The organism is Pedobacter jeongneungensis (assembly GCF_000633455.1).
Lineage (GTDB): Bacteria > Bacteroidota > Bacteroidia > Sphingobacteriales > Sphingobacteriaceae > Pedobacter > Pedobacter jeongneungensis_A.
Genome location: NZ_AYMG01000017.1, coordinates 1 through 21,742, shown reverse-complemented (window position 1 = coordinate 21,742; position 21,742 = coordinate 1). Strand labels below are relative to the sequence as shown.

The following is a 21,742-nucleotide window of genomic DNA, read 5'->3' as shown; positions in this document are numbered from 1 at the left end:
TTGGTTTATTAAGCTTTTCTTGTACTTTTCTGCGCTCCAAATCTCCTCAGGTTAAAAAAACAGGATCAAGCGGAAAATTCATGAAGAAAACAGGGAGTGTAGGGTATCATTAACCTCAAATCTGCCTGTTTTAAGGTGCGGTATAATTTTGAATACGATAATTTCTTCATCATACGCATCTGTTTTTCCTGTGCCATGCGATGGCTGCTCGGATGGTGTATTGGTTAAGGGCATCATCCGGTGGATGATGCCTTGCAAAACATTTTGTTTTTCTGAAATATCGGTGATTTCCTGAAATTTGCCCCAGCACAACACACTTTTCCAGTTAAAGGTATCACGGATCTGGTCAATCTGGAAGCAGACCTGTGGGTTGCTTCTCATCATCCTGATTTTTTGTCCGGGAGCAGAATGGGCATAAATAGTTCCATTGCTATAAACATAATTAATGGGTATAATGTAACTCACCCCATGGGCATGGCAGCCTAACCGACCTATATATTGCTCTTTAAGAAGCTTTTCAACTTCCTCTTCTTCTAATTTCCCTAACATTTTCAAAAAATTAATGTTGAATATTTATTGCTACTGTGTTCCTGAAATATCTAAAACAACCCTTCCCTCAATCTCTCCCATTTTCATCTGTTCGAATACTTCGTTAATGTCTTCCAGTTTTGCAGGTTTAATCTGCGCCCTCACTTTGCCATCTACAGCAAATTCGATTGCCTCCTGCATATCTTTTCTTGTACCTACAATGGAACCCCTGATGGTAATCCTGTTTAACACGGTATCAAATATGGGAAGGTCGAAACTACCGGGAGGTAGCCCGTTTAGCGATAAAGTGCCTTTTCTGCGCAATGCGGAAAGCCCCTGACTGAAAGCGATGGGTGATACCGCAGTGACCAAGACGCCATGCATTCCGCCGGTTTGTTTTTTAAGAAATTCGCCAGGATCCTGTTCAAGCGCATTGACTACAATGTCGGCACCCAATTTTCTGGCCATTTCCAATTTATCGTTTGAAACATCAATAGCAGCAACCTGAAAACCCATAGCTTTTGCATATTGAACCCCTAGGTGGCCTAATCCCCCAATACCCGATATGGCAACCCATTCACCTGCCTTTACCTCGGTTTCTTTTAAGCCTTTGTAAACGGTAACCCCGGCGCAGATAATCGGTGCCATTTCTGCAAAATTTACATGCGAAGGAAAATGGGCAACATACCTGGAATCTGCAATTACATACTCTGCGAAACCGCCATCAACACTATAACCGCCATTTTGCTGTTCATAGCATAACGTTTCCCAACCAGTTAAACAAAATTCGCAACAGCCGCACGCACTATACAACCATGGCACGCCAACTACATCGCCTTCTTTAACGCTTTTAACATCATGCCCCATGGCGGCTACCAAACCGATGGCTTCGTGACCAGGAACCAGTGGCATTTTTGATTTTACCGGCCAGTCTCCATTACAGGCATGTAGATCGGTATGGCATACGCCACACGAAATTACCTTGACCAGAATCTCATATTGATTGAGCGGTCTGACCGGAAGTTCTTCTATGGCCAAAGGTCCTCCATATTCATGGATAACGGCGGCTTTCATTGTTTTTGGATACATGTTTTCTGTTTAGAAATAGATTACAATTGATTTTTATGCAAATCGCCTGGCTTTACATCGGCATGCGATGTTCAGGTGGTAAAACCAGAAGTGGGATCTGAATATGATCAGACATGTTCAGCGTATAGCTACCATTAAACAGGCGATAAAAAAATCCGTGTTTCCGGTGTACCATGGTCAGCATATCGATCTGTCCATTTTCTACGATCCAGTCCAGGCCATCCTTAATCCGTTCACTGTTCACATGCCTGTGGTAAATATTTCTATAATTCACCCTATCGGCAACCCGGTTTAAAAAATCTTCGGTTTTTTGTTTGTAACCTGCCGGATCTGATATTGAATTACCGGTATGCATAATGAGTATATCGGCATTAAATGGTTTTGCAAATTCGGCAAGCGCGCACAAAACAGGGATGTCACTATGACTAAAATCGGTTGCGAATGCAATTTTTTTAGGTTTCTTAAACTGAAAGCCCTCAGGGATTAATAAAAGCGGTATTTCGCGCTCAATCATTTTTCTGGCATTACTGCCGATCAAAATTTTGGAGAACTTGCTTGCACTGTTTAATCCCATTACAACAAGATTCATCTTACATTCGGTAAAATATTTATAAACCTCATCATCCACTTCTCCACGAACAGATTTCGCATATATTTCTGGTTTAAGACTATAATCGCGATAGGCGGCTTCGTATTTCTTTTCGACCTTATGAAGCAATTTCATCAATGCTGTTTTAGCGTCGTTTTCCATCTGGTTATATTCTTCATGAGGCCAAACCAGCGACTCTGCAACGGGAGACACTATGGGAACCTGAAAAACATTGAAGAGTTCTATCCTCGCCCCAATATTGTAGGCCAAAGCAGTTGCATAATTAGCCGCGTTCTCTGATGTAAGAGAGAAATCAACAGGTACCAGGATCTTTTTCATATTGCGCTCTGTTTATTAAGTATAAAGTTTGTAAAAAACCCATGTTAAAAATGTGAGCAGCATCAGCTAATTAAATGATCTTAAACCAAATGCAATATCTAAGCCTACATAATCTATGATAGAAAAACTAAAATCTACAGAAAATAATCCCTTGAATAATTTTTATTTTAACCTGCTTGCAACCTCCGCTTTGATGTGTACATCTTAATAAAAAAATATAAATGAAATATACTTTACTCATTGTGTTGTGCCTTTTGACCGTAAACCTAGATGCACAAGAAAAAAATACCGCTCAAGACAGCATTAAAACATTTTATAATGAACTTTTTTCAGCATTAAAATCCAGGTACTTACATAAGCAAACAGTAAACTGGAAAGTGATTGAAGCTGAAACAAAACAGAATCTAATACAATACAGCAACTTTCAAAATTCTTTAAACGAGATAAAACCCCTTTTTGACAAAATCGGTGCGAACCATTGTATTGTATTTTATAAACAGAAAAAATATGCTGCAACAGGAAAAAAGATATCCATCGAGGATTATAGCCTGCAATGGAAAAAGAAGTATGATACAAAACCAGCTTTCGAAGCCAAATTACTTGATGGAAAATATGGCTATATCCTAATGCCAAGTATGTTATTTTTTGATACAAGCGCAAAAAACATGCAAATCATAGCACAACCGCTATACAACCAAATAGCTGAGCTTAAAATCAAGCATCAGGTAAAAGGATGGATCGTTGATTTGCGCTTAAATACGGGAGGAAACTCAACTCCAATGCTTTTATCCTTATATGATTTTCTTGGGGATAATGAGATATGGGGATCACTGAATGCGAATAAAAAAAAGGAAAGTATATTTCAATTGAAAGATGGAAGGTATATTGATAGTTCAAAGTCGCCTGCGTCCATCAATCCCAATGGGGAACTGCTCGACAAAGCAAGGACAGCTATCATCATTGGAAAATTTACCGCGAGCGCTGGAGAAGTAACAGCACTGGCATTTAAAGGGAGATCCAATACTATTTTTATAGGAGAAAATACTTACGGTGCTACTACAGGAAATATCTTATGGCCTATGCCTTTTGATATTACCATGGCCTTGACAAACTCGTATGACAGCGATCGAAATGGTAACTATTATGAACAAATTGTTCCTGATGTTACGGTTACAAAGCAAGATAATTATGATGATCTGTTGGCAGATAAAAATATTCAGGAAGCCATAAAATTTATAACAAATAAACATTAAATAGTGGCGTACGAATTTTTGGCCAAAGATTGTGTTCACTGTTAGAAACCAATCTGATCAGCAGTTAACGCTCAAGATCAAAAAATTTAATTAAAGAAAACGGTTTTTGGCACAGGCTGTTTTTCAAATGCAGCACTCGACCATTCCAACGTCACATCTCCCCCCTTGTGCGCAATATTCTTGTAATAAATTTTGATGGGATGCAGACCTGCCTTTAACTTAATAGTACTCTGCTTTTCACTTTTTGGGGTGTAGCCAAAATCTTCATCAATTAATACCGCATCATGTATCCTGAGAAATGCTTTACCCTTGGACGCCAGATAAAAAGTATAATCTCCATCGGCCGGGATTTTTATAAATCCCTCAACTGTAACAAGGTTAGCAGCATCCTTATTGGTTATTTCAGGCTCTAACCCGACGCTTTTACCACTAGAAATGATGCTTAGCCCCTGGGTATTGGGTAGCCATGTTGTTGCCGAGCGATAGGTTTTCCATAACAATCCTTTGCGTATAGTGGTATTAACTATGGCAGGCACTGCTACAGTATCATAAGGTCTTTTAGCCTCTACGTCTACCCGGCGCACCTGGAGCACCATATCTTTCATTTTACGCTGAAGAGAAGCCATATTTTGGGTTTCAGCCAAATTATACTTCTGATGGGGGTCTTTTAGCACATCAAAAATCTGGAAATTATCAGCTTGTGATTTTATATCATACCTTACGCCCACCATATTACCCATTCTAATCATCTGCATCTGATTTCTGGTCCTGCCACGGTTTACACTGGCATACTCCGGATAAGATGGCGTTTTACCGCCTTCAAAATATTCCGAATAGATCATACTTTCCTTCTGTTTGCCTTTTCCGGTTAGAGACGGCAACAAAGAAACCCCATCTGATACTGCCGGTGCAGGTAAGTTGGCCACATCCAAAAATGTAGGCATCCAATCATATGAGATACTTGGTGTATTTACAATGGTATGTGCAGGGATGTGCCCTGCCCATTTGGCAATAACCGGCATGCGCATACCACCTTCCAGTACATCTCTTTTTATCCCGTCAAACGGACCAAAACTATCAAAAAAGTTGGCACTGTAAGGCACATGAGGTTTTGGAAGGTACGATTCTATCGATGGTCCGTTATCAGAGCTAAAAACCACCAAAGTATTCGAATCAATCCTGAGGTCTTTAAGCAACAGTAAAATGTCCCCCACCTCATCATCAATCCTCCTTGTTGAGGTGGCAAACCTTTTGTAAGTATCAGGCCATGGTTTTTCAGCAGTTGCGGTATTATGGTCATCATCATAGGTGGCATTGATATAATCGGGGTGTGTCCAGCTATCGGGTACTCCGGTAGCCGTATTGATCATTTCACCGGTTTTTCCGATCCACTGCACACCTCCATTCAGCCCACCGCCGGCAGGATATGCGGAAGTAGGAAGCTCTAAAACAGCATGCGGGGTATCGTAGGCTAAAAACATAAAAAACGGCTGACCCGGATCTTTGCTTTTGCTATGGTCGATGATCCATTTTTTCGCTCTTGCCGTCCATAAATCACCTGTATAACATTTATCCAAACCTGCACTCACTTCTGTTTTATTTTCCCAAACCTCTTTCTTTCCCCTGTACAAACCCTCTTTAGGATAGTGTTCATGTCCGTCTGAATGGCGCATATAACCATAATAATAATCAAAACCCCTGTTTAGCGGATGAGCAGACCATTCTTTGGTGCCCTGAAGCCCCCATTTGCCGATGGCTACCGTAGCATAACCTGCTTTTTGCATTACATTACCTAAGGTATAATTATTGGCCAGTGCCTTATCAAATTGATTATCCCTCACATTGGCATGTCCCTGGCTCTGCCCAAGCAGAATTGATGCTCTAGATGGTGCACAAACCGGGGCCGAACAGTAATGTTGCGGAAGTGTAGCCCCCGAAGCGGCCATTTCATCCAGATGTGGCGTAAGGGTAAATGGCTTACTTTTATCCTGACCTGCTGCTCTTTTATTTTGAAAAAACACACCCACATCGCCGTAGCCCAGATCATCTGTAAGTATGAAAATGATATTCGGTGTCTTTTTCTTTTTTTCCTGAGCAAGGCTATTGCCGGCCAGAAATAAGTTTGTGATAAGCAAGAGGTAAAAAACAGGTTTCATTCGATATAAATATGGTTTCGTGATTTGTAATTAATTTTCGCCCCCTACCGTACCTTGAACAGGTTTGTTGGTCGCCGTGATTTTAGTAGGCAGCGGAGCTTTGGTTTTTTTCATCCAGTTTAAGAGGTCAGCTAAAAGCTCATCTCTCTTTACCTGGTTAGCGTTCGCCAGATTAAGGTGTTCACCTTCATCAGTTTTGATATTGTATAGTTCCACGGCGTTATTTTCATTGATTTTGGCCTTCCCTCCATCCAGCATCCATTCTTCGAGGTAAAGATGCAGCTTAAAATCTCCTTTTCTGATTACGGCAACTGGCCTGGTGCGGAACACCTTATCCCTTCCCCTGATGACAGGATTATCCAGGTAACCCGGAAAATACCAGTATATCGATTTTCTGATGGTTTCTGTTTTTTGTCCCAACAAAAGGGGCATCAAATCTTCGCCATCGCCTTTAAATTTTTTATTCTCGGCTAAAGACATAAAGGTGGGGTAAAAATCGAGGTTGATGATGGGAGTAGCATTTGCTGAGCCTGGTTTGATGTGATCAGGCCAATAGGCGATAAATGGTTCTCTGATTCCTCCCTCGTAATACGCTCCTTTGTTTCCCCTTAGTGGCTCCTGTGATGATTGTTGGGTGGCGCCATTATCACTGGTAAAAATTACAAGTGTATTTTTATCCAGTCCAGATTTTCAAAAAATCCATTACTACACCTACACTTACATCAAAATCGTAAGTACAGGCTGCATAAACTGCCATCTTATCACTTAATCCTTTTTTCTTAAATTTCGCTATTGTTTCTGCTTTTGCTTCAAGTTTCGAATGGATTGCATTGTGCGCCAGATAGGCGAAAAAGGGCTTATCTTTTGTATTTTGCATAAATTTAATGGCAGCATCGGTTAGATAAGACACGCCTTTTGGATCATTGGCCTCATTGCTGCCTTTAGCCGATTGTTCTTTCAGACCTTTTGTATACCAATCGAATCCCTGTGCCTGGGGCTGGGTTTCTTTAGAATCTGCCAAATGCCACTTACCAAAAATAGCAGTTACATACCCCTCACCTTTCAGTCCTTCGGCAATGGTATGAAAAGATGAATTGAGCGAAACGTTATTGCGCACCGGCACAAGCCTCATCAAATCTACAGGCCCACGCGTAGTACTCCCTACCGCATATACGCCGGTTCTCGGAGAATATTGCCCGCTAATTAACGCTGCCCGGCTGGGTGCACAATTACCTGCGCCGGCATAAGCATTGTTAAATACCATCCCCTTTTTCGAAAGCGCGTCAATGTTCGGGGTTTCCATGATCTTGCTCCCGGTAAAGCCACAATCCATATAGCCAAGATCATCTGCAAAAATCAGCAGGATATTGGGTTTGGCAACAGGCTGCTGGTTTTGAGCATGAGCATTAAAGTACAGTGTGTATGTAAGAATAAATATAAAAAGAGGCTTAAAGAAATGGCTCATAAAATAATAACTAACGGTTAAATGATATAACAACCTGCAAGCAGGTAATTATTGATCTGGATAATGATGAAAACAGGCAAACAAATTTAACAAATACTAAACAGAATAATAATCAGCAATTAACGGATTGGCACAATATATTAACTTGATATAAAGACAAATCTCAGGCAACAGCAACTACTGCTTTCAGATAATAATCTTTGATTTTCATTTCTGCGTTTGATACAGGCAACAACAATTATTGTGCGTTAAAAACCACTAAACATTTTCAGGCAGGTATAAATACGGGTATTGTGGAATATACCTATAAGACATGATACAACCAGTAAGGAATAATTTCAATGGTATAGGTTTTGTTTCGACTGGTTATACGCTAAAACAAAAAGTTATGACACAGAAAGAATTCAGTGAGACCATCAGTTTTCACGCGTCGTCACTTAGATCGCACGCGCTCAATTTTACAAGAGATCCCGAAGATGCCAACGACCTGCTGCAGGAAACCCTGCTTAAGGCCACTCGCTTTGTATCTAAATTTGAGGATGGTACCAACATCAAGGGATGGCTCTTTGTGATTATGAAGAACACCTTTATCAACAATTACAAAAAAACCCTTAAAACCCGCGATCGTACTGTACAGGAAGAAGAGATTACCTCTGCCAATCTTTATCATAGTGCAACCACAAACGGCTCTGAAGGCAGTTTTGCCATGCAGGATATTAATCTGGCCTTAGCCATGTTGCCCGAAAAATATTCTGTCCCATTTATCCGCTATTTTGAAGGATATAAATACCATGAGATTGCTGATGACATGCAACTGCCTCTGGGTACGGTTAAAACATATATCCATGAGGCGAGGATCCTCCTGAAGAAGTACCTTAAGCAGTACCGCTAATAAACCAAAAGAGGAAAGCAATGATTAAATTACTTTCCTCTTTTTTGTACACTATTATAAAAATAACTTAAGATGCTACAATTCTTTACCTGTGTAAAATACGTTTTTATCTGCGCAAAATACCTGAAATACTATTTTTTGGGTTTCCGATAAAAAGGCTAGTGGCTTTTATTTTCACCGTAAGTCAATCGTTTCATCAGTTAAGAATTCCTTTGGTATAAGCAAAACGCATCAATGCAGCTGTGTTTTTTGCACCTGTTTTATCGATCAGGTTTTGGCGGTGGCCCTCAACTGTACGGCGCGAAATAAATAACCTATTGGCCATTTCTATATTAGTAAGTCCCTGGCCAATGAGCTGTAGGATTTCTATCTCTCTGGAAGAAAGCTCAGTCCCCTGCATAATGCCTCCCGGTAAAATGGTGGATTCGATAACCCGGTCAACAATCTTTACAGAAAGTCCCGAGCAGATGTAGCGTTCTCCGCTAATAATTCGCGATATGGCAAAAAACAGTTCGTCCGAATCAACAGATTTGGTAAGAAATCCCTTAGCACCCGCCCTTATGGCCTGATAAAGATGGGAATCATCTTCAAGCATAGAAATGATCAACACCGGAACATGAAAATCTTTCTCATTTAATACCTTAATCATCGTAATGCCATCCATTACGGGCATACCAATGTCTGAAACAATGAGATCTGCCTGTATTCCCTGGCTGAGCGCATCGATCACTTCCTGACCATTATTGGCATCAAAAACAATTTTATATTCGTTTGTAGATTCAAGGAGCATTTTAAGTCCATTTCTGATGACCTTATGATCTTCTGCTAAAATGATATTTTTCATTGGGATTAGGCGTGATCAGGACAAGGCTTTCTTGGATTGTCGAAATTGTCAGGCAATAAAATAACACGGCTCATTCCATAAAGTTTTAAATAACGCTGTTCATTTTCTTAAAGAAATGTGGCTTTAATTCAAATAAAATAAACCGAACGCTTGATGCGTCCGGTTTTATTGGTCTACACCGGGATTAAACCTCTATTTTCAGCATTTCTTCAACCCAACATTCCAGAAATTATGTACCCATTCGTAATGACATAAGCACTTCAATATCCATAACGGTGTTTTAGTCAAAAATCGCTATACCTTAGAAATTGTTTTGCTTTTTATCAGTTAAAGCAAAAACAGGTAACGAGCTCGGGAGGGGACAAATACGTATAAAACACAGTAAAATTACCTGTTTGTTCAATTCCTTAAACCATTTGTGCTGGAGCAAGGTTCTTAAACCAAACGAAAATTAATAATAAAGCATATGGCAACTACAACAAAAACAGCTACAGCTAAGGCTGCCGGCAAAACAACAACCAAAAAAGCTAGTGGCAATACCGCTGGAAAAATAGAACCATCCGAATTCCATGAGTTTTTTGTGGATGAGTTAAAAGATATTTATTGGGCAGAAAAACACTTGGTAAAAGCACTTCCTAAAATGAAAAAAGCAGCAACCAGTACTGAACTTGCTGCAGCTTTTGAAAAACATACACAAGAAACCCAAACCCACATTGATACACTGGAACAGGTATTCGGCTTACTTGGCGAAAAACCTGTCGCAAAAAAATGCGATGCCATGGCAGGATTACTTGAAGAGGCAACCAGTATTATAGAAGATACTGATGCAGGAACAATGATCCGCGATGCCGGGCTGATTCTTGCAGCACAGAAAGTAGAGCATTATGAAATTGCCACTTACGGTACATTAAAAGTTTTTGCCGAAAACTTAGACCGTTCTGACGTAGCAGAGCTATTAGGTCAGACGCTGGAGAATGAAAAAGCAACAGATGTAGCACTTACCGAAATTGCCGTAAGCGCTATAAATGCTGAAGCAGCTGCTGAATAACCCGAAGCACTTATTTAATTTAATGATAGGTATAGAAAATTCAATATTTTAAAGCAAGAAGTAATGATAATGTAGGTTATAGCAACCCGCATTATCATTGTTGCCTATCATTTCTCACGACAATTATCACTCAACATAATAGTCAATCTAACCATTGTAGGCTTGTTGTAAAGCCGCAACATCAACTTTTTTCATGGTCATAAAAGTTTGCGTAACCCGGGTAACCTGTTCAGGGCTGCCATTTTTGAGTGCTTCAAACATTAAGGAAGAAGCCACTTGCCAGGATACACCGTATTTATCTTTTAACCAGCCGCATTGCCCGGCTTCGCCTCCGGCTGTAAGGGCCGACCAATAATAATCAACCTCTTCTTGTGTATCGCAAATAATCAGTAGCGATACGGCATCGTTAAAACCGAAGCCATGCGGGTGTGCACTATCCATTGCGGCCAGCCAGGTGTGGTTGATGTAAAAATCAGCATACATGAGTGTCCCGGCTTTGTCGAGTCCCACATCTTCAGTACGGGGCGCCGTGGTACCACGTTTACCATCTTTAAATACGGAACAATAAAAATCTATTGCTTCACTGGCTTTACCGGCTACATTGCCCGTATATAACAATGATGGAACAATCACAGGCCTTTCCTCGCCAGTAGGATTTGTGAGGATCAACTGCCATGAAATGCCATATTTATCACTTAGCCAACCATAACGTTCGCTAAAAGGATATCGGTCTAAAGGCATCATTACTTCTCCTTCAGGTAATAACTTGTTCCAAACTTCGTCGATATGTCTGGCTGCATCAGGATCGCGGGAGGGATCAAAATTGATCATAAAAGATATCGCAGGACTAATATTTAAACCAGGCCCTGCACTGATACCTAAAAAAGGCTGTCCTGCAATGGTAAATTCGACAGTTTCGCATTGGCCACCACCGGGCATCGCGAAATGATTCACATAATTCAGGCTCGAATCAGGCAGTAATGATGCATAGAATTCGGCTGCCTCTTTGGCTTTATCCTGGCTGAACCAGATATGAGGTTTGATGGGAAACATAGGTAAATGATTTTAAGGTAAATATTAATCAAAAATAACCCCAAATTCAGTGATTAGTCGGGCATATTCCAGACATCTTAAGGGGGGAATTGCGACAACCAGTGGTTTTCGAATCCAGGAAACCCAATAATGGCTATTTAAGTGCTGCCCTTGGAGAAATTCATCTCCAAAAAGTTTACAGCCTATCTATCCGGTCAATGAATACCTTCCTCTGTTATTTTATTGGCTTTTAATGATGCCGCTGCACTTGCTTTAGGCGAAGGGATGTCATCAGGTTTATAATAATTATTTAATCTCACCGGGAAATCGCCAGCCGCATTCATTTCATTCTGTCTGGCCATAAATACGGGCACATTGCCCCTGTCGTTTTGAGGGTAGGTCATTGATGAACTATGATTGTAGCCCAGCACGTGCCCCATTTCGTGAAATGGCGTGGTATAACTATTGGTCATAAAATTTAAAGTAACCCAGTCTGGCATACCAAAAGTACTTCCGCCACCAAGCCCGTTAACTTTACGGGTATCAGTTAAACCGCAATTGATTTTGGTCCGTGTTTGAGCTTTGATCCAGTCTGCTTCCTTTTCGGCAGTAGTTAATGGGGTTGTACCATCATTACCGATAACATATTCATTAACGATACGGCTTTTCATGGTGGCATCGGTGTACATGTAGGCGAAATTGATCATAAAGCCGGTAAACATTCTAAATTGTTTTGCTGTTGGTTCATCCAGCCAGTTATTGTCTAAATTCTGAGGATCAAAATCCTCCATTTTAGGCTGCCACCTGATGATACTCAATTTTTTAAGCTTCTCTATAAGCGGAGTGTTACCGGTAAACTCAAAACTGATATCAGTTGGAGCAATCCCTTTGGTTTTATAAGCTGATAGGTCTACGGTTTTCTGATTAACATCCAGATATTCGGTCTGTCCGGTGATAAAAGGATAGGGTATCTGCTTAACCCTATGTCCTTTGATAGTTCCAATATGTAACAGCTGAATTTTTTGGGGCTGACCAGCAATAGTAGCCAAAATGGTCGCATCGGTAATATCTACCGGAGCAAAATTCGCAACCTCGATGGTGGTATTATTTACAGCCACTATACGCAATACATTGCTCACATCAAATCGCCTGTTTTCGCTAATCATTGTCGACATGGCTTCGCCATCTTCAAACATGAGTTCATCGGCACTGGTACCAATAAAGGAATAAGTTGGCGTAATTGGACCTGTTTCTACCGGCTCCTTCTCTTTTTTACATCCAATGCTTAATAATACGAACGAAAGCACTGTCAGGCTCTTTAAAAGGGTAATTTTTGTCTTCATAAAGGTTTTTATAGGTAAATAATAGTAGGTAGATTGCTTTTTTGTAAGTTGAATTTTAACCGCTTTTGAGGCATCTCTGGGAAGTATTTACTTTAAATAGTGGATTAAAAGTTTGATTCAGTTTTTGGTTAGTGGTCATTTTTAAATATGAAATACTTCAAACGAACGGAAGGTAAAGTTTAGTATAATTACACAAAAGTTTATAAATTTATTTTGAAAAAAATAAGGTCACCTGAAAAAAGCAGGTATAAAAAAATGGATCTTCTTAAAAAGAAGATCCATTTCCAGTAATCGTACAAAGCGATTTCAACAAATGTTATTGAAGCGAACCCGAGAAAGTAAAAGTAGGGTTCTGAACACTCTTAAACTGTCCCAAAACTTCACCTGTTGTTGGATGTACAAAGTAATCAATTGTAAAATCGTCAACATTTAAGCGTTGCGCCAACAATGCCGCCAGGTTTGGATAAATATCAGCACCATTGGTATCAGCAGTTTGATAGGTAAATTTAAACACCCCTGCATCACTTTTTGTAAAACCATAAGTGATATTGGCCACGTAAAGTGTACCATTTTGAGGTTGATTTACCTTTAATACCATCGTTTTAGTCACAAAATTAAAAGTGTAATACATCTCAGCCAGGGTAAGTCCAAACTTATTGGTCACCAGCATTTCTCTGGCTGCTGTAGCCCTTCTGGCTACATAATCGGCACCCCATCCAGGATAGGTTGTGGCATTTACCAATGAGAGACTGGTATAAACCTTGCCAAATAGTTGAGACAATGGGAAGATGGGTATTGTACTATATTTAATGGCATACTCCTTTCCTGTATTATCATAAAGGACAATGTTTGTGGCGTCTTTTAAAGCAAACTTAACAAATCTTATCCCCTGATAAACCAAACCATCATTTAAAATATTAATTCCATCAAGGGTTGTAGAATATTTTCCAATGACAGATGTGGAAACACCATCTTCGCCCACGTTTAAAAAGGTAACTCTTTTACCAGACAATACCGTGTTTGAAGTATTTAATGATATTGCCACCTTAATATTTTTACCTCCTGCAGTAATTTCTATGTAGGGATTTTTAGCTACAAAAAAGCTCTTAAAGTTATCTATAACCGCCTTATAACCGCCAGCTTCATAAATTGCTTTTTGTGCAGCTGTTGCTTTTACCATGGATAGTTTTTGTTTATATTTTTTTCCGATCATTACCAAACTATCAGTCGTGATATGATCAAAAGTAAACTCCACATCACTTTTAAAGCCGGTAGCCCTATCGCCTCCAAACGCAGCAGGATTAGGATCCTGGAGCCAGTTAATATAATTGTAGGTATCAAAAATCAATGTAGCACCCACATCGGCCTTCACCCTGTAGGTTGAGGTTCCGATCCTGGTAGCGGTATTATCATTTAAATCGCCGTACATTTTAACTTCCTGCTTCGCACCGTCGAAAGTCATGTAAAACGCATAACCGCCGCCAGCCTGAGTAGCTAAATTAACCACCCAGCCATTGCCCGCTCCGGTTAGGGCCGTATTCACTTTTACAAGCTCTTCCTGATACCTTGCTTCGGGCGATTGCTCGAAGTTAGATTCAAAATCTGATTTTTTACAGCCTGCTAAACTCAACAGGCATATATATAGGAATAATAGTTTTTTCATTTATTTAATTTTTTATCGGTTTTGATAAAATGCAGAATGACTTCCTTTATCTTAATAAGCAAATTGGCCATAAAAATAATTTGCGGAGTTTCCCTTTACATAAAAACCGCCGAAAGTATTAAAATCGGTAGTTGATACATTTTTGGGGATCCAATCTGCGATAAAGGTTTTACCTGTTAGGTAAGGCTGCAAGGTGTTGGTAAATGCAGTAAGAAACTGGGTGGCATTACCAAAGGTTGTACCTGTTCCCTGTGCAATTTTAGTAAACACCAGCTCTCCGGTATTTGAATTGGAAGTAAACGAGAAAGAAAAATCTGCCATGTATTGTGTAGGCCCTATATTTTGAGTTCCTGTAAAGGCCAATCTCACCACCATTGAGGTAGCGCTTTCGAACCGCAATTGTATGTTATCTACGTGATAAGCATAAAATGCCGGGCTTGCAGCTACCTGTGTTTTAAAATTGTTGTAAGCGGCTGCAAATTCAGTTGAAATACCATACTTAACATATAATGCATCTTCCAGGTTTATGGTGAGGGTTCTTAATATCGCCTTATCTGCGGCAGCGCCTAAATCCTGCCCAACAAAGTATCCAAAACTGGTGGGTATATATTTGTATCCGTCTCTAACAATACCTTGAATTTCGCGTTGTAAAGCCCGGAAATCGACACCTAAATTAATCGTAAAATATTGCACCACACTGGCTTCTTTTGCTTTTAAGGCAGCCTTACCAGCCGCACCAGCACCTGCGGCCCTTAAATCGAACCAGGCTTGACCATTTACCAGTAAATATGCTGTTGTTTCTGCAAAATCTTCGAAAGGTGATGATGATGCATAACTGGTTACATAACCATTGGCCCTTGCGGCTGCATCAGGTGTGGTTGTCCAGGTAGCCAGATAAGTAGACTTTGTAATGGTCTGAAAATCTGCCGGCATCGGCACAATCTGGTTTAAAGTATGTGTAAACTCGTGATGGATAGTTCTTAGTTTATCGAAATTGGCAGCAGCACTGTTTACATCAAAATTGTTCACATTATACATGGTGATGTTGCGGCCTGCAGATGCAGTAGCTGCAATTGCTGATCCATCAGTATTATACGATGGCGATCCATAAAGCACAAATTGCTTGGGCACCAACCTTTTAATAAAGGTGGCTCCTGCAATTTTGCGGTATGGTAAAATAAAGCCCTGTAAAATGTTTTCCATTTGTGGCCTTACCTTATCTACGTTTACCGCAGCAATATCTTTATCGTTACCATGCAAAAACCTGTTGTAACGGTAAACCACATCAATGTTGTACTCATCTAAAAAGGTGGTTCTCAACCATTGATCCAACTCGGTATTTGCAACTGGATTATCCAGGTTTATAGTACTGTTTTCAGCATTTAAAGGCGCTTCCTTTTTACATGAGAACATCATGATGACAAGGAACAGTGCTAAGAAAGTTTTGATTAAATTATTTTTCATGACTTTATTAATTTAATTATCTTGGATTTAATGGCACGCCTGAAAGCTTAGCCTCTTCTGGAATCTGGAAAACCCTGCGGTTATCGCCGGCTTTTAACTCTAGAAATGTTTGATCGTTATTGCTATCGTACTTGTTGTGCACTACAGTCAAACCCCTTCTGATAATATCCAGCCACCTGATTCCTTCCTGTAAAAACTCGAATTTCTTGGTTTCTAAAATGGTTTTAATCACGGCCTGTTTTTGATCAGGAAGATTATAAAAAGTAGATAGCCTTGCCGTGGTGGCTGCATCAGTTGCGGGACTGTAAGATAAAATCCTGGTGCTGTAAAAAATATTGATATCCTTTACCGCATTATCCAATTGTCCTAATTCTGCATAAGCTTCTGCCCTGTTCATTAATGCTTCATCAGCAGTGAAAAGCGGCATCATAATATATGGCACACCGCTTGGTGCGTTAGGGGTTGTTCTAAAAAACAGCTCTTTATATTTATAGGTGGTATAATTAGGCACCCCGTTAAACAGAATTTTATGTCCGGTTGCTTTGCCTGTAAAATTGTAGTTTACCCCAAACATCTTAACAAGATTTTGTCCATAGCCTTGTCTTGGGGTATTCTGTCTTTGAAAAAGCGAATAAGTTGTGGCCAGCAACAGGTTGTATTTCTGATCGGAACGGGTAAAAGCCAAATTGAATTCTGCTGTACCATAAGTCCGTAAAGTGGTATTAACAGGCCTGATATTGCTTAGAAAATCGCCTGCAGGTACTGTGGCTGTGGCAAAATCGACAACTTTCTGCCACTCTCCTTTAAATAAATAGAAGCGGGCTGCAAATGCACTGGCTGCTGCAGGGGTAAAATGATATTTTGGAACTTCGTAAGCGGTTCCGTTCAACAAAGCCATTCCTGCTTTTAAATCGTCTTCTATTTTCTGATAGGTTGAGGCTACCGTGCCTCTTTCATAATTCTGAATCACCTTGGTTTCTGGCTGGGTTACATAAGGTATGCCAGGCGAATTGTTGGCGCCGTTAATTTCGTATACTTTGGCAAAAAAGTTAACCAGCATAAAATGTGCATAGGCCCTGGCAACCAAAGCTTCGCCTTTGTAAGGTAATGCGGCACTTCCGAAATTATTTTTTTCTATTGATTCGAGCGCCTGATTGGCAGCTGCAATGGCTTCGTAACAGGCATTCCAATACGCCGTTGGCGAACCGGTATCGCTTCCTATAAAATCCTGCCAGGCATAAGGGTTAGAAATTACATTGGTCAAATCGCCAACACCGTTTCCTTTATCTTCTGAATTATCCGAAGCCGCCTCTGTAAAGTATAGGTAATCGCGGTCTGGATAAGCAGTAGTAACCAATTGAGACAATTTATCAATCGTATTAATTTCAGTCCTGTTATCTGGTTCTGTATCTAAATATTTATTGCACGATTGTGTGGTAAGCAATGCGACTAGTGCAAGAAATAAAGTTTTTGTATGATTAAATTTCATTGTTATGCTGTTTAAAAACCAACTTTAAGTGATAAAGTATATTGTTTTGGTATAGGCAGTGCTACGCCGCCTGAGGCAAAAAACTCCGGATCCTGTCCGTTAAGCTTCTTATCTGAATATAACAGAGCAAGGTTGTTGCCTACAAACGAAATTTGCGCTGAGGCAATTTTCAGCTTGCTCAAAAATTCTTTGGGAAGTTCGTAACCCAGCGAAACTTGTTTAAACCTGATGAAATCGCCACTGGCTACCCTTTCTGAAGAGAAATTATATAGATTGTAAGGATATACTGCAGAAATGGTATTGCCGTTAACATCTTTAACCTGCGTACCTGTTTGGTATGAATCTAACAGTGCCGGTACGTTGGTAAACTGTTCGTCGCCAGGTTTGATCCACCGGTTAAGCAAATCTTTAGACATGGCGTAAAAATCGGGATAGGTGGCAGAATATACATTTCCTAAACGAACCTTGTTACCAGTTGCGAAGGTAAACAGAGCCGAAAGTGTAAAAGCTTTATAGCGGAACTGGTTATAAAAGCCGCCTGTAAAAGTGGGATCAACGGGACCTTCATATTTTAAAAATGCGGTTTTTGTACTTTGTAAATCTACGTTTGAATTCCTTTTTCCATTTTGATCGATGTAATACGGATAACCGTTATTGTGATCTAAACCGGCAAATTGAAGCGAAAAAAGTCCCCTTTGTGCGTAACCCATAAGCGCACCACCATCTGCATCAATCAAACTAAATATATTCGGACTAACCTGAAGATTGGTGATTTCGTTTTTATTGAAAGCGAAATTAAATTGGGTCCGCCATTTAAAATCAGTTCCTTTAATCGGGTTGCCCGCAACCGTAAACTCTAAACCTTTGGCACTCATATCGGCATAATTGGCATTTTTTGTAAATTGCCCGCCAATACCCGATGTACGGATGCTCCCGATCAGGTCATAAATGTTTCTCTTATATAAATCAACGGTTAGGTTAAGCCTGTCGTTAAGCAAGGTTAAATCAGCTCCTAAATTAAATTCCTTTAACTTCTCCCAGGTAAGTTCCGAATTTTCTAAGCTGGAAATATAAGTTGCTGTTTCCTTTTCATTTTCGTAAGGCCTCCTGGTAATCTGATTATAGAAAAGTGCAGATGAGTTATTGGCATTGCCTAAATTGGCCACCAAACCATAGGTTGCCCTTACCCTGGCAGAACTTAGAATGTTGTTTTTAGGCCAGAAAGATTCCTGATCTATATTCCATGCGCCCGAAACGTTCCAGGTAGGTAACCATCTTGCTCTTCTGCTACTGCCCAATAAGTTGGATCCATCGTAACGCGTAGTGGCATTAAAGCTATATTTATCTTTATAAGAGTAGGCGGCCCTTAGCGAAAATGCAGAAAAGCGATCTCTATAGGTAGCCATTCCGTAATAGGGGAAGCCTGATTCCTGTGCAAATTTGAAGTATTTATAACTGGGGTTAACCACACCTCCGTTTTCGTACTGGTAACCTACCCCGTCAAAATTTTCGGCCTGACGATCGATATAACGAACTTCCATTGATCCGAAAACGTTTAACCTGTGGTCTACATTAAAGGTTTTATCGAACTCCAGGTTCTGGCGGAAATAAAAGTTTTTAAGGTTATCGGTCTGCGTATTATAAAAACCACCATCAGGCAATACTACTGTGGGATCGGCATAAGGCTGATCGGGATCGCTGTACAGGTATTTGTTTGATCCGATTGTGGTTGCGTCCTGATCCGCACGGTAGGCCAGGGCCAGGTTGGCGCCTTCGAGGATATAGGTTTGGCGTTCGGTTTTGGCAAAACGGTAAGCACCGTCAATTGAATATTTAAGTGACGGAATGATCTGATATTTAATCCCGCCCTGCACTTTTAAATCGATCTGACCTAATTTTAAATAGTTGTTTTCAAGCTCTGTTAAAATATTAAAAGGGGCATAGTTTTTTGTAAAATACTCTCTGTTACCGTTCTGATCAAAAGCAGTTAACGCACGGCTGGTGTTTAAAGAGTAAGAATAAGGGTTGATGTCAAAATCCCTCGAGTAGGTACCATAAACCGGGTCTGAATTGCGATTTAACGTTCCCGGTGCCTTTTGATCACGGATTGAGCCGTTTATTAGCACCTCGGCACTTAATTTATCGCTCATTTTCACATTGGCCCTAAAATTACCGGTATAACGGTCAACACCATTACCTAAGGTTTGACCACTATCATGCAGGTAAGATGTTGAAGCATAAGTCTGAAATTTTTCTGTTCCACCGTTAATACTGATCGAGTGTTCCTGTAACAATGAGTTTTTAAACAAGAGATCAAACCAATCGGTATTGGCCTCTGCATATCTTTGTAAAAATGCTTTACGCGTGGCAATATCATTTTTGGTTTTAAATGTTTGGGTAGCCTCATCATAATCGTACAATGAATTGTAATACTTCGAGAAAATACCTCCATCAGCACCTCTTGATGCTGATGCATGGTTAAAAAAACCTTTGTTATCCAATTCCGTTAATACCCCCACCTGCTCTGCAGAATTCATAATATCGAAACTCGAATACTGCGGTTTTAAATAGGTGGTATAATTCCCTGTGTACGAAATTTTAGGTGCGCCCTCGCCTGCGCGTCCTTTTTTCGTGGTAATTACAATCACACCATTCATGGCACGGGCACCGTACTGAGCCGTAGCGGCAGCATCTTTTAAAATACTGAAACTCTCAATATCATCGGGGTTTAAGCCTGCAACAGATGAACCGATCAGTGTGTTGGCATCACCAGTGGATAAGGCATCGTTAGAAATGTTGACCACATCTTCCAAAATGATCCCATCTACTACCCAAAGTGGTTTGTTATCGCCTGAAAGCGATGTTGCACCACGTACACGTATTTTTGGAGCAGCCCCAAATGTACCAGAAACATTCTGTACACTTACCCCTGCAACCTGCCCTTCTAACATCCTGCTTACATCGGGCACGCCGTTACGCTGTGCATCTGATGCCTTAACCAATGTTGCCGAACCGGTAAATAATTTCCGGTCTAAAACCTGGTAACCGGTCGAAACTACATTTACTTCATTAAGTTGTGCAGCATCTTCAGTTAGGGCAATATCTATCCGCGCTCTTCCTTCAACAGGTGTTTCCATCGTTTTAAAACCTATAAATCTGAATACCAGGGTACCGTTTTCGGGTGCCGAGATCTGATACTGTCCATTGGCGTCTGTAGATACTGTGGTCGAAGTTCCTTTAACAAATACGCTAACGCCGGGCATGGTTTTTCCATTGGTTTTTTCTTTTACTGTTCCTTTAACAATTATGGCTTTTTGCTGATTTTTTACCATAGTTATTAAAAGGGGTAATTTTCCGCCTTCTGCCGAACTGGCCCGGGCGTTGCAAAAGATTACCGAGAGTAACAGTATCGCAATTCTGCTGATGCTCCTCTCCATTCTTCTTTTGTAGAGATTTAACTTCATAATTAATAGTTTTTAGTTTATTTTGTTGTATTAGTGAGATTTGATGATATGGAAACTTTGAGCGTTAGTATGTTTATTGAAGATTTAAATTTTATCCCGCTGTAATTAATATCCTGTTTCTTATTCTGGTCAAAACCTGAAGGCGGCTAACCAGCGATTATTCCTTGATTAATAAAATCGAAATGCAAATACTTTCTTTATAAATTTCTATTGTTCATTGTTATTAAGAAGACGAACCAAAGTAAACTATATTTAGTATTTGTAAACAATCATTTCTTAACCAATGCTAACAGATTATTAACTTTAAGGGGATCGGATCACCTATTCAATCGTGACTGTTTTCTTGCTTTTGAAACTTTAAGTAGGGAACTAAATTTCAACTTTGATGGGAGTGTATGTTTTTATGCCGGCTCACTTCGGCGCTGCACCTGATAGCGGTATAGTTCGTTGAAAATTCAGGAAAGGCTTATGATACCTGCAGTTGACAGTTCTATACTTTCCATTGATAACATTACACTTGCAGTTCGTAGGTCTATACCTGCAGTTCATAGTTTTAAACTTTCCATCGATAACATTATACTTGCAGTTCACAGATTTATACTTGCAGTTAAAAGTTCTATATTCTCCATTGACAACATTATACTTGCAGTTCACAGATTTATACTTGCAGTTAAAAGTTCTATACATTCCATTGACAACATTACACTTGCAGTTCGCAGATTTATACTTGCAGTTAAAAGTTTTATACTTTCCATCGACAACATTACACTTGCAGTTCGCAGGTTTATACTTACAGTTAATAGTTCTATACTTTCCATCGATAACATTATACTTGTAGTTCGAAGGTTTATACTTGATATCATTATACTTGCAGATCGTAGGTTTATGCTTTTTCGACTTAGAACAAAAGCATCTTTTACCATCTGCGCTAATCTGTGTCATCTGCGGGAAAAACCGCTATGATATTGTTCCCGCAGATTTAAGATGATAAACGCAGATGGGTAGTTGACAATTTTCAGTTTACAGTTTTATTTATAGCCGCTGATTAAATGTATGTTTTCATACTTACCTTAAAATCTGCGCT

At 40.0% G+C, this 21,742-nt stretch carries 16 protein-coding genes; 3 read left to right on the top strand and 13 right to left on the bottom strand.

Annotated elements, in window-relative coordinates; translation table 11 throughout:
• Nucleotides 1-78 precede the first annotated feature (78 nt).
• From U859_RS0116270 to U859_RS0116260, 3 genes are read right to left on the bottom strand one after another with little or no spacing between them, the layout of a single operon-like run.
• The gene (locus U859_RS0116270) at nt 79-549 is read right to left on the bottom strand and encodes a pyridoxamine 5'-phosphate oxidase family protein (RefSeq protein WP_025144398.1); all 471 of its coding nucleotides are present in this window, start codon (nt 547-549) and stop codon (nt 79-81) included.
• A gap of 30 nt (nt 550-579) precedes the next feature.
• Nucleotides 580-1,617, bottom strand: a complete 1,038-nt coding sequence (gene adhP / locus U859_RS0116265) for an alcohol dehydrogenase AdhP (RefSeq protein WP_025144397.1) — start codon at nt 1,615-1,617, stop codon at nt 580-582.
• A gap of 52 nt (nt 1,618-1,669) precedes the next feature.
• Nucleotides 1,670-2,545 (bottom strand): universal stress protein, encoded by an 876-nt coding sequence (locus U859_RS0116260; RefSeq protein WP_025144396.1) that lies wholly within the window; start codon nt 2,543-2,545, stop codon nt 1,670-1,672.
• Nucleotides 2,546-2,766: 221 nt separating this feature from the next.
• Here U859_RS0116260 and U859_RS0116255 point away from each other — a divergent pair, with 221 nt between their 5' ends.
• On the top strand, nt 2,767-3,798 hold the full coding sequence (locus tag U859_RS0116255) for a S41 family peptidase (protein ID WP_025144395.1): 1,032 nt from the start codon (nt 2,767-2,769) through the stop codon (nt 3,796-3,798).
• Nucleotides 3,799-3,884: 86 nt separating this feature from the next.
• Here U859_RS0116255 and U859_RS0116250 read toward each other — a convergent pair whose 3' ends face one another.
• From U859_RS0116250 to U859_RS32225, 3 genes are read right to left on the bottom strand one after another with little or no spacing between them, the layout of a single operon-like run.
• The gene (locus U859_RS0116250) at nt 3,885-5,954 is read right to left on the bottom strand and encodes a sulfatase-like hydrolase/transferase (RefSeq protein WP_025144394.1); all 2,070 of its coding nucleotides are present in this window, start codon (nt 5,952-5,954) and stop codon (nt 3,885-3,887) included.
• Between the two features lie 30 nt (nt 5,955-5,984).
• A complete protein-coding gene (locus tag U859_RS32230) occupies nt 5,985-6,614 on the bottom strand; it encodes a sulfatase/phosphatase domain-containing protein (RefSeq protein ID WP_410477228.1) in 630 nt (209 codons plus the stop codon).
• A gap of 13 nt (nt 6,615-6,627) precedes the next feature.
• The gene (locus U859_RS32225) at nt 6,628-7,419 is read right to left on the bottom strand and encodes a sulfatase-like hydrolase/transferase (protein WP_051584717.1); all 792 of its coding nucleotides are present in this window, start codon (nt 7,417-7,419) and stop codon (nt 6,628-6,630) included.
• A 388-nt stretch (nt 7,420-7,807) separates the two neighbouring features.
• Here U859_RS32225 and U859_RS0116240 point away from each other — a divergent pair, with 388 nt between their 5' ends.
• On the top strand, nt 7,808-8,311 hold the full coding sequence (locus tag U859_RS0116240; protein ID WP_025144393.1) for an RNA polymerase sigma factor: 504 nt from the start codon (nt 7,808-7,810) through the stop codon (nt 8,309-8,311).
• Nucleotides 8,312-8,507: 196 nt separating this feature from the next.
• Here the strand turns inward: U859_RS0116240 and U859_RS0116235 are convergent, their stop codons facing one another.
• Nucleotides 8,508-9,155, bottom strand: a complete 648-nt coding sequence (locus tag U859_RS0116235) for a response regulator transcription factor (protein ID WP_025144392.1) — start codon at nt 9,153-9,155, stop codon at nt 8,508-8,510.
• 466 nt (nt 9,156-9,621) lie between these two features.
• On the opposite strand from U859_RS0116235, the gene U859_RS0116230 reads away from it, so the two are divergent.
• Nucleotides 9,622-10,203, top strand: a complete 582-nt coding sequence (locus U859_RS0116230; protein ID WP_025144391.1) for a ferritin-like domain-containing protein — start codon at nt 9,622-9,624, stop codon at nt 10,201-10,203.
• Nucleotides 10,204-10,350: 147 nt separating this feature from the next.
• Here the strand turns inward: U859_RS0116230 and U859_RS0116225 are convergent, their stop codons facing one another.
• The 6 genes from U859_RS0116225 to U859_RS0116200 form a co-directional block, all read right to left on the bottom strand.
• Nucleotides 10,351-11,256: a VOC family protein gene (locus U859_RS0116225; RefSeq protein ID WP_025144390.1), complete on the bottom strand. Its 906-nt coding sequence runs from the start codon at nt 11,254-11,256 to the stop codon at nt 10,351-10,353.
• Between the two features lie 194 nt (nt 11,257-11,450).
• On the bottom strand, nt 11,451-12,578 hold the full coding sequence (locus tag U859_RS0116220) for a hypothetical protein (protein WP_025144389.1): 1,128 nt from the start codon (nt 12,576-12,578) through the stop codon (nt 11,451-11,453).
• 316 nt (nt 12,579-12,894) lie between these two features.
• On the bottom strand, nt 12,895-14,241 hold the full coding sequence (locus U859_RS0116215) for a DUF4302 domain-containing protein (RefSeq protein ID WP_025144388.1): 1,347 nt from the start codon (nt 14,239-14,241) through the stop codon (nt 12,895-12,897).
• Nucleotides 14,242-14,292: 51 nt separating this feature from the next.
• Nucleotides 14,293-15,705, bottom strand: a complete 1,413-nt coding sequence (locus U859_RS31155) for a substrate import-associated zinc metallohydrolase lipoprotein (RefSeq protein ID WP_025144387.1) — start codon at nt 15,703-15,705, stop codon at nt 14,293-14,295.
• Between the two features lie 16 nt (nt 15,706-15,721).
• The gene (locus tag U859_RS0116205; RefSeq protein ID WP_025144386.1) at nt 15,722-17,194 is read right to left on the bottom strand and encodes a RagB/SusD family nutrient uptake outer membrane protein; all 1,473 of its coding nucleotides are present in this window, start codon (nt 17,192-17,194) and stop codon (nt 15,722-15,724) included.
• Between the two features lie 11 nt (nt 17,195-17,205).
• Nucleotides 17,206-20,658: a SusC/RagA family TonB-linked outer membrane protein gene (locus U859_RS0116200; RefSeq protein WP_029985845.1), complete on the bottom strand. Its 3,453-nt coding sequence runs from the start codon at nt 20,656-20,658 to the stop codon at nt 17,206-17,208.
• Nucleotides 20,659-21,742 lie beyond the last annotated feature (1,084 nt).

What these genes read in the sequence shown, in the direction of transcription:
- U859_RS0116205 (WP_025144386.1), bottom strand. Translation starts at nt 17,194, where the DNA reads ATGAAATTTAATCATACAAAAACTTTATTTCTTGCACTAGTCGCATTG.
- U859_RS0116270 (WP_025144398.1), bottom strand. Translation starts at nt 549, where the DNA reads ATGTTAGGGAAATTAGAAGAAGAGGAAGTTGAAAAGCTTCTTAAAGAG.
- U859_RS0116240 (WP_025144393.1), top strand. Translation starts at nt 7,808, where the DNA reads ATGACACAGAAAGAATTCAGTGAGACCATCAGTTTTCACGCGTCGTCA.
- U859_RS0116250 (WP_025144394.1), bottom strand. Translation starts at nt 5,954, where the DNA reads ATGAAACCTGTTTTTTACCTCTTGCTTATCACAAACTTATTTCTGGCC.
- U859_RS0116215 (WP_025144388.1), bottom strand. Translation starts at nt 14,241, where the DNA reads ATGAAAAAACTATTATTCCTATATATATGCCTGTTGAGTTTAGCAGGC.
- U859_RS32225 (WP_051584717.1), bottom strand. Translation starts at nt 7,419, where the DNA reads ATGAGCCATTTCTTTAAGCCTCTTTTTATATTTATTCTTACATACACA.
- U859_RS0116230 (WP_025144391.1), top strand. Translation starts at nt 9,622, where the DNA reads ATGGCAACTACAACAAAAACAGCTACAGCTAAGGCTGCCGGCAAAACA.
- U859_RS0116200 (WP_029985845.1), bottom strand. Translation starts at nt 20,658, where the DNA reads ATGAAGTTAAATCTCTACAAAAGAAGAATGGAGAGGAGCATCAGCAGA.
- U859_RS0116235 (WP_025144392.1), bottom strand. Translation starts at nt 9,155, where the DNA reads ATGAAAAATATCATTTTAGCAGAAGATCATAAGGTCATCAGAAATGGA.
- U859_RS0116255 (WP_025144395.1), top strand. Translation starts at nt 2,767, where the DNA reads ATGAAATATACTTTACTCATTGTGTTGTGCCTTTTGACCGTAAACCTA.
- U859_RS0116260 (WP_025144396.1), bottom strand. Translation starts at nt 2,545, where the DNA reads ATGAAAAAGATCCTGGTACCTGTTGATTTCTCTCTTACATCAGAGAAC.
- adhP (WP_025144397.1), bottom strand. Translation starts at nt 1,617, where the DNA reads ATGTATCCAAAAACAATGAAAGCCGCCGTTATCCATGAATATGGAGGA.
- U859_RS31155 (WP_025144387.1), bottom strand. Translation starts at nt 15,705, where the DNA reads ATGAAAAATAATTTAATCAAAACTTTCTTAGCACTGTTCCTTGTCATC.
- U859_RS0116225 (WP_025144390.1), bottom strand. Translation starts at nt 11,256, where the DNA reads ATGTTTCCCATCAAACCTCATATCTGGTTCAGCCAGGATAAAGCCAAA.
- U859_RS0116220 (WP_025144389.1), bottom strand. Translation starts at nt 12,578, where the DNA reads ATGAAGACAAAAATTACCCTTTTAAAGAGCCTGACAGTGCTTTCGTTC.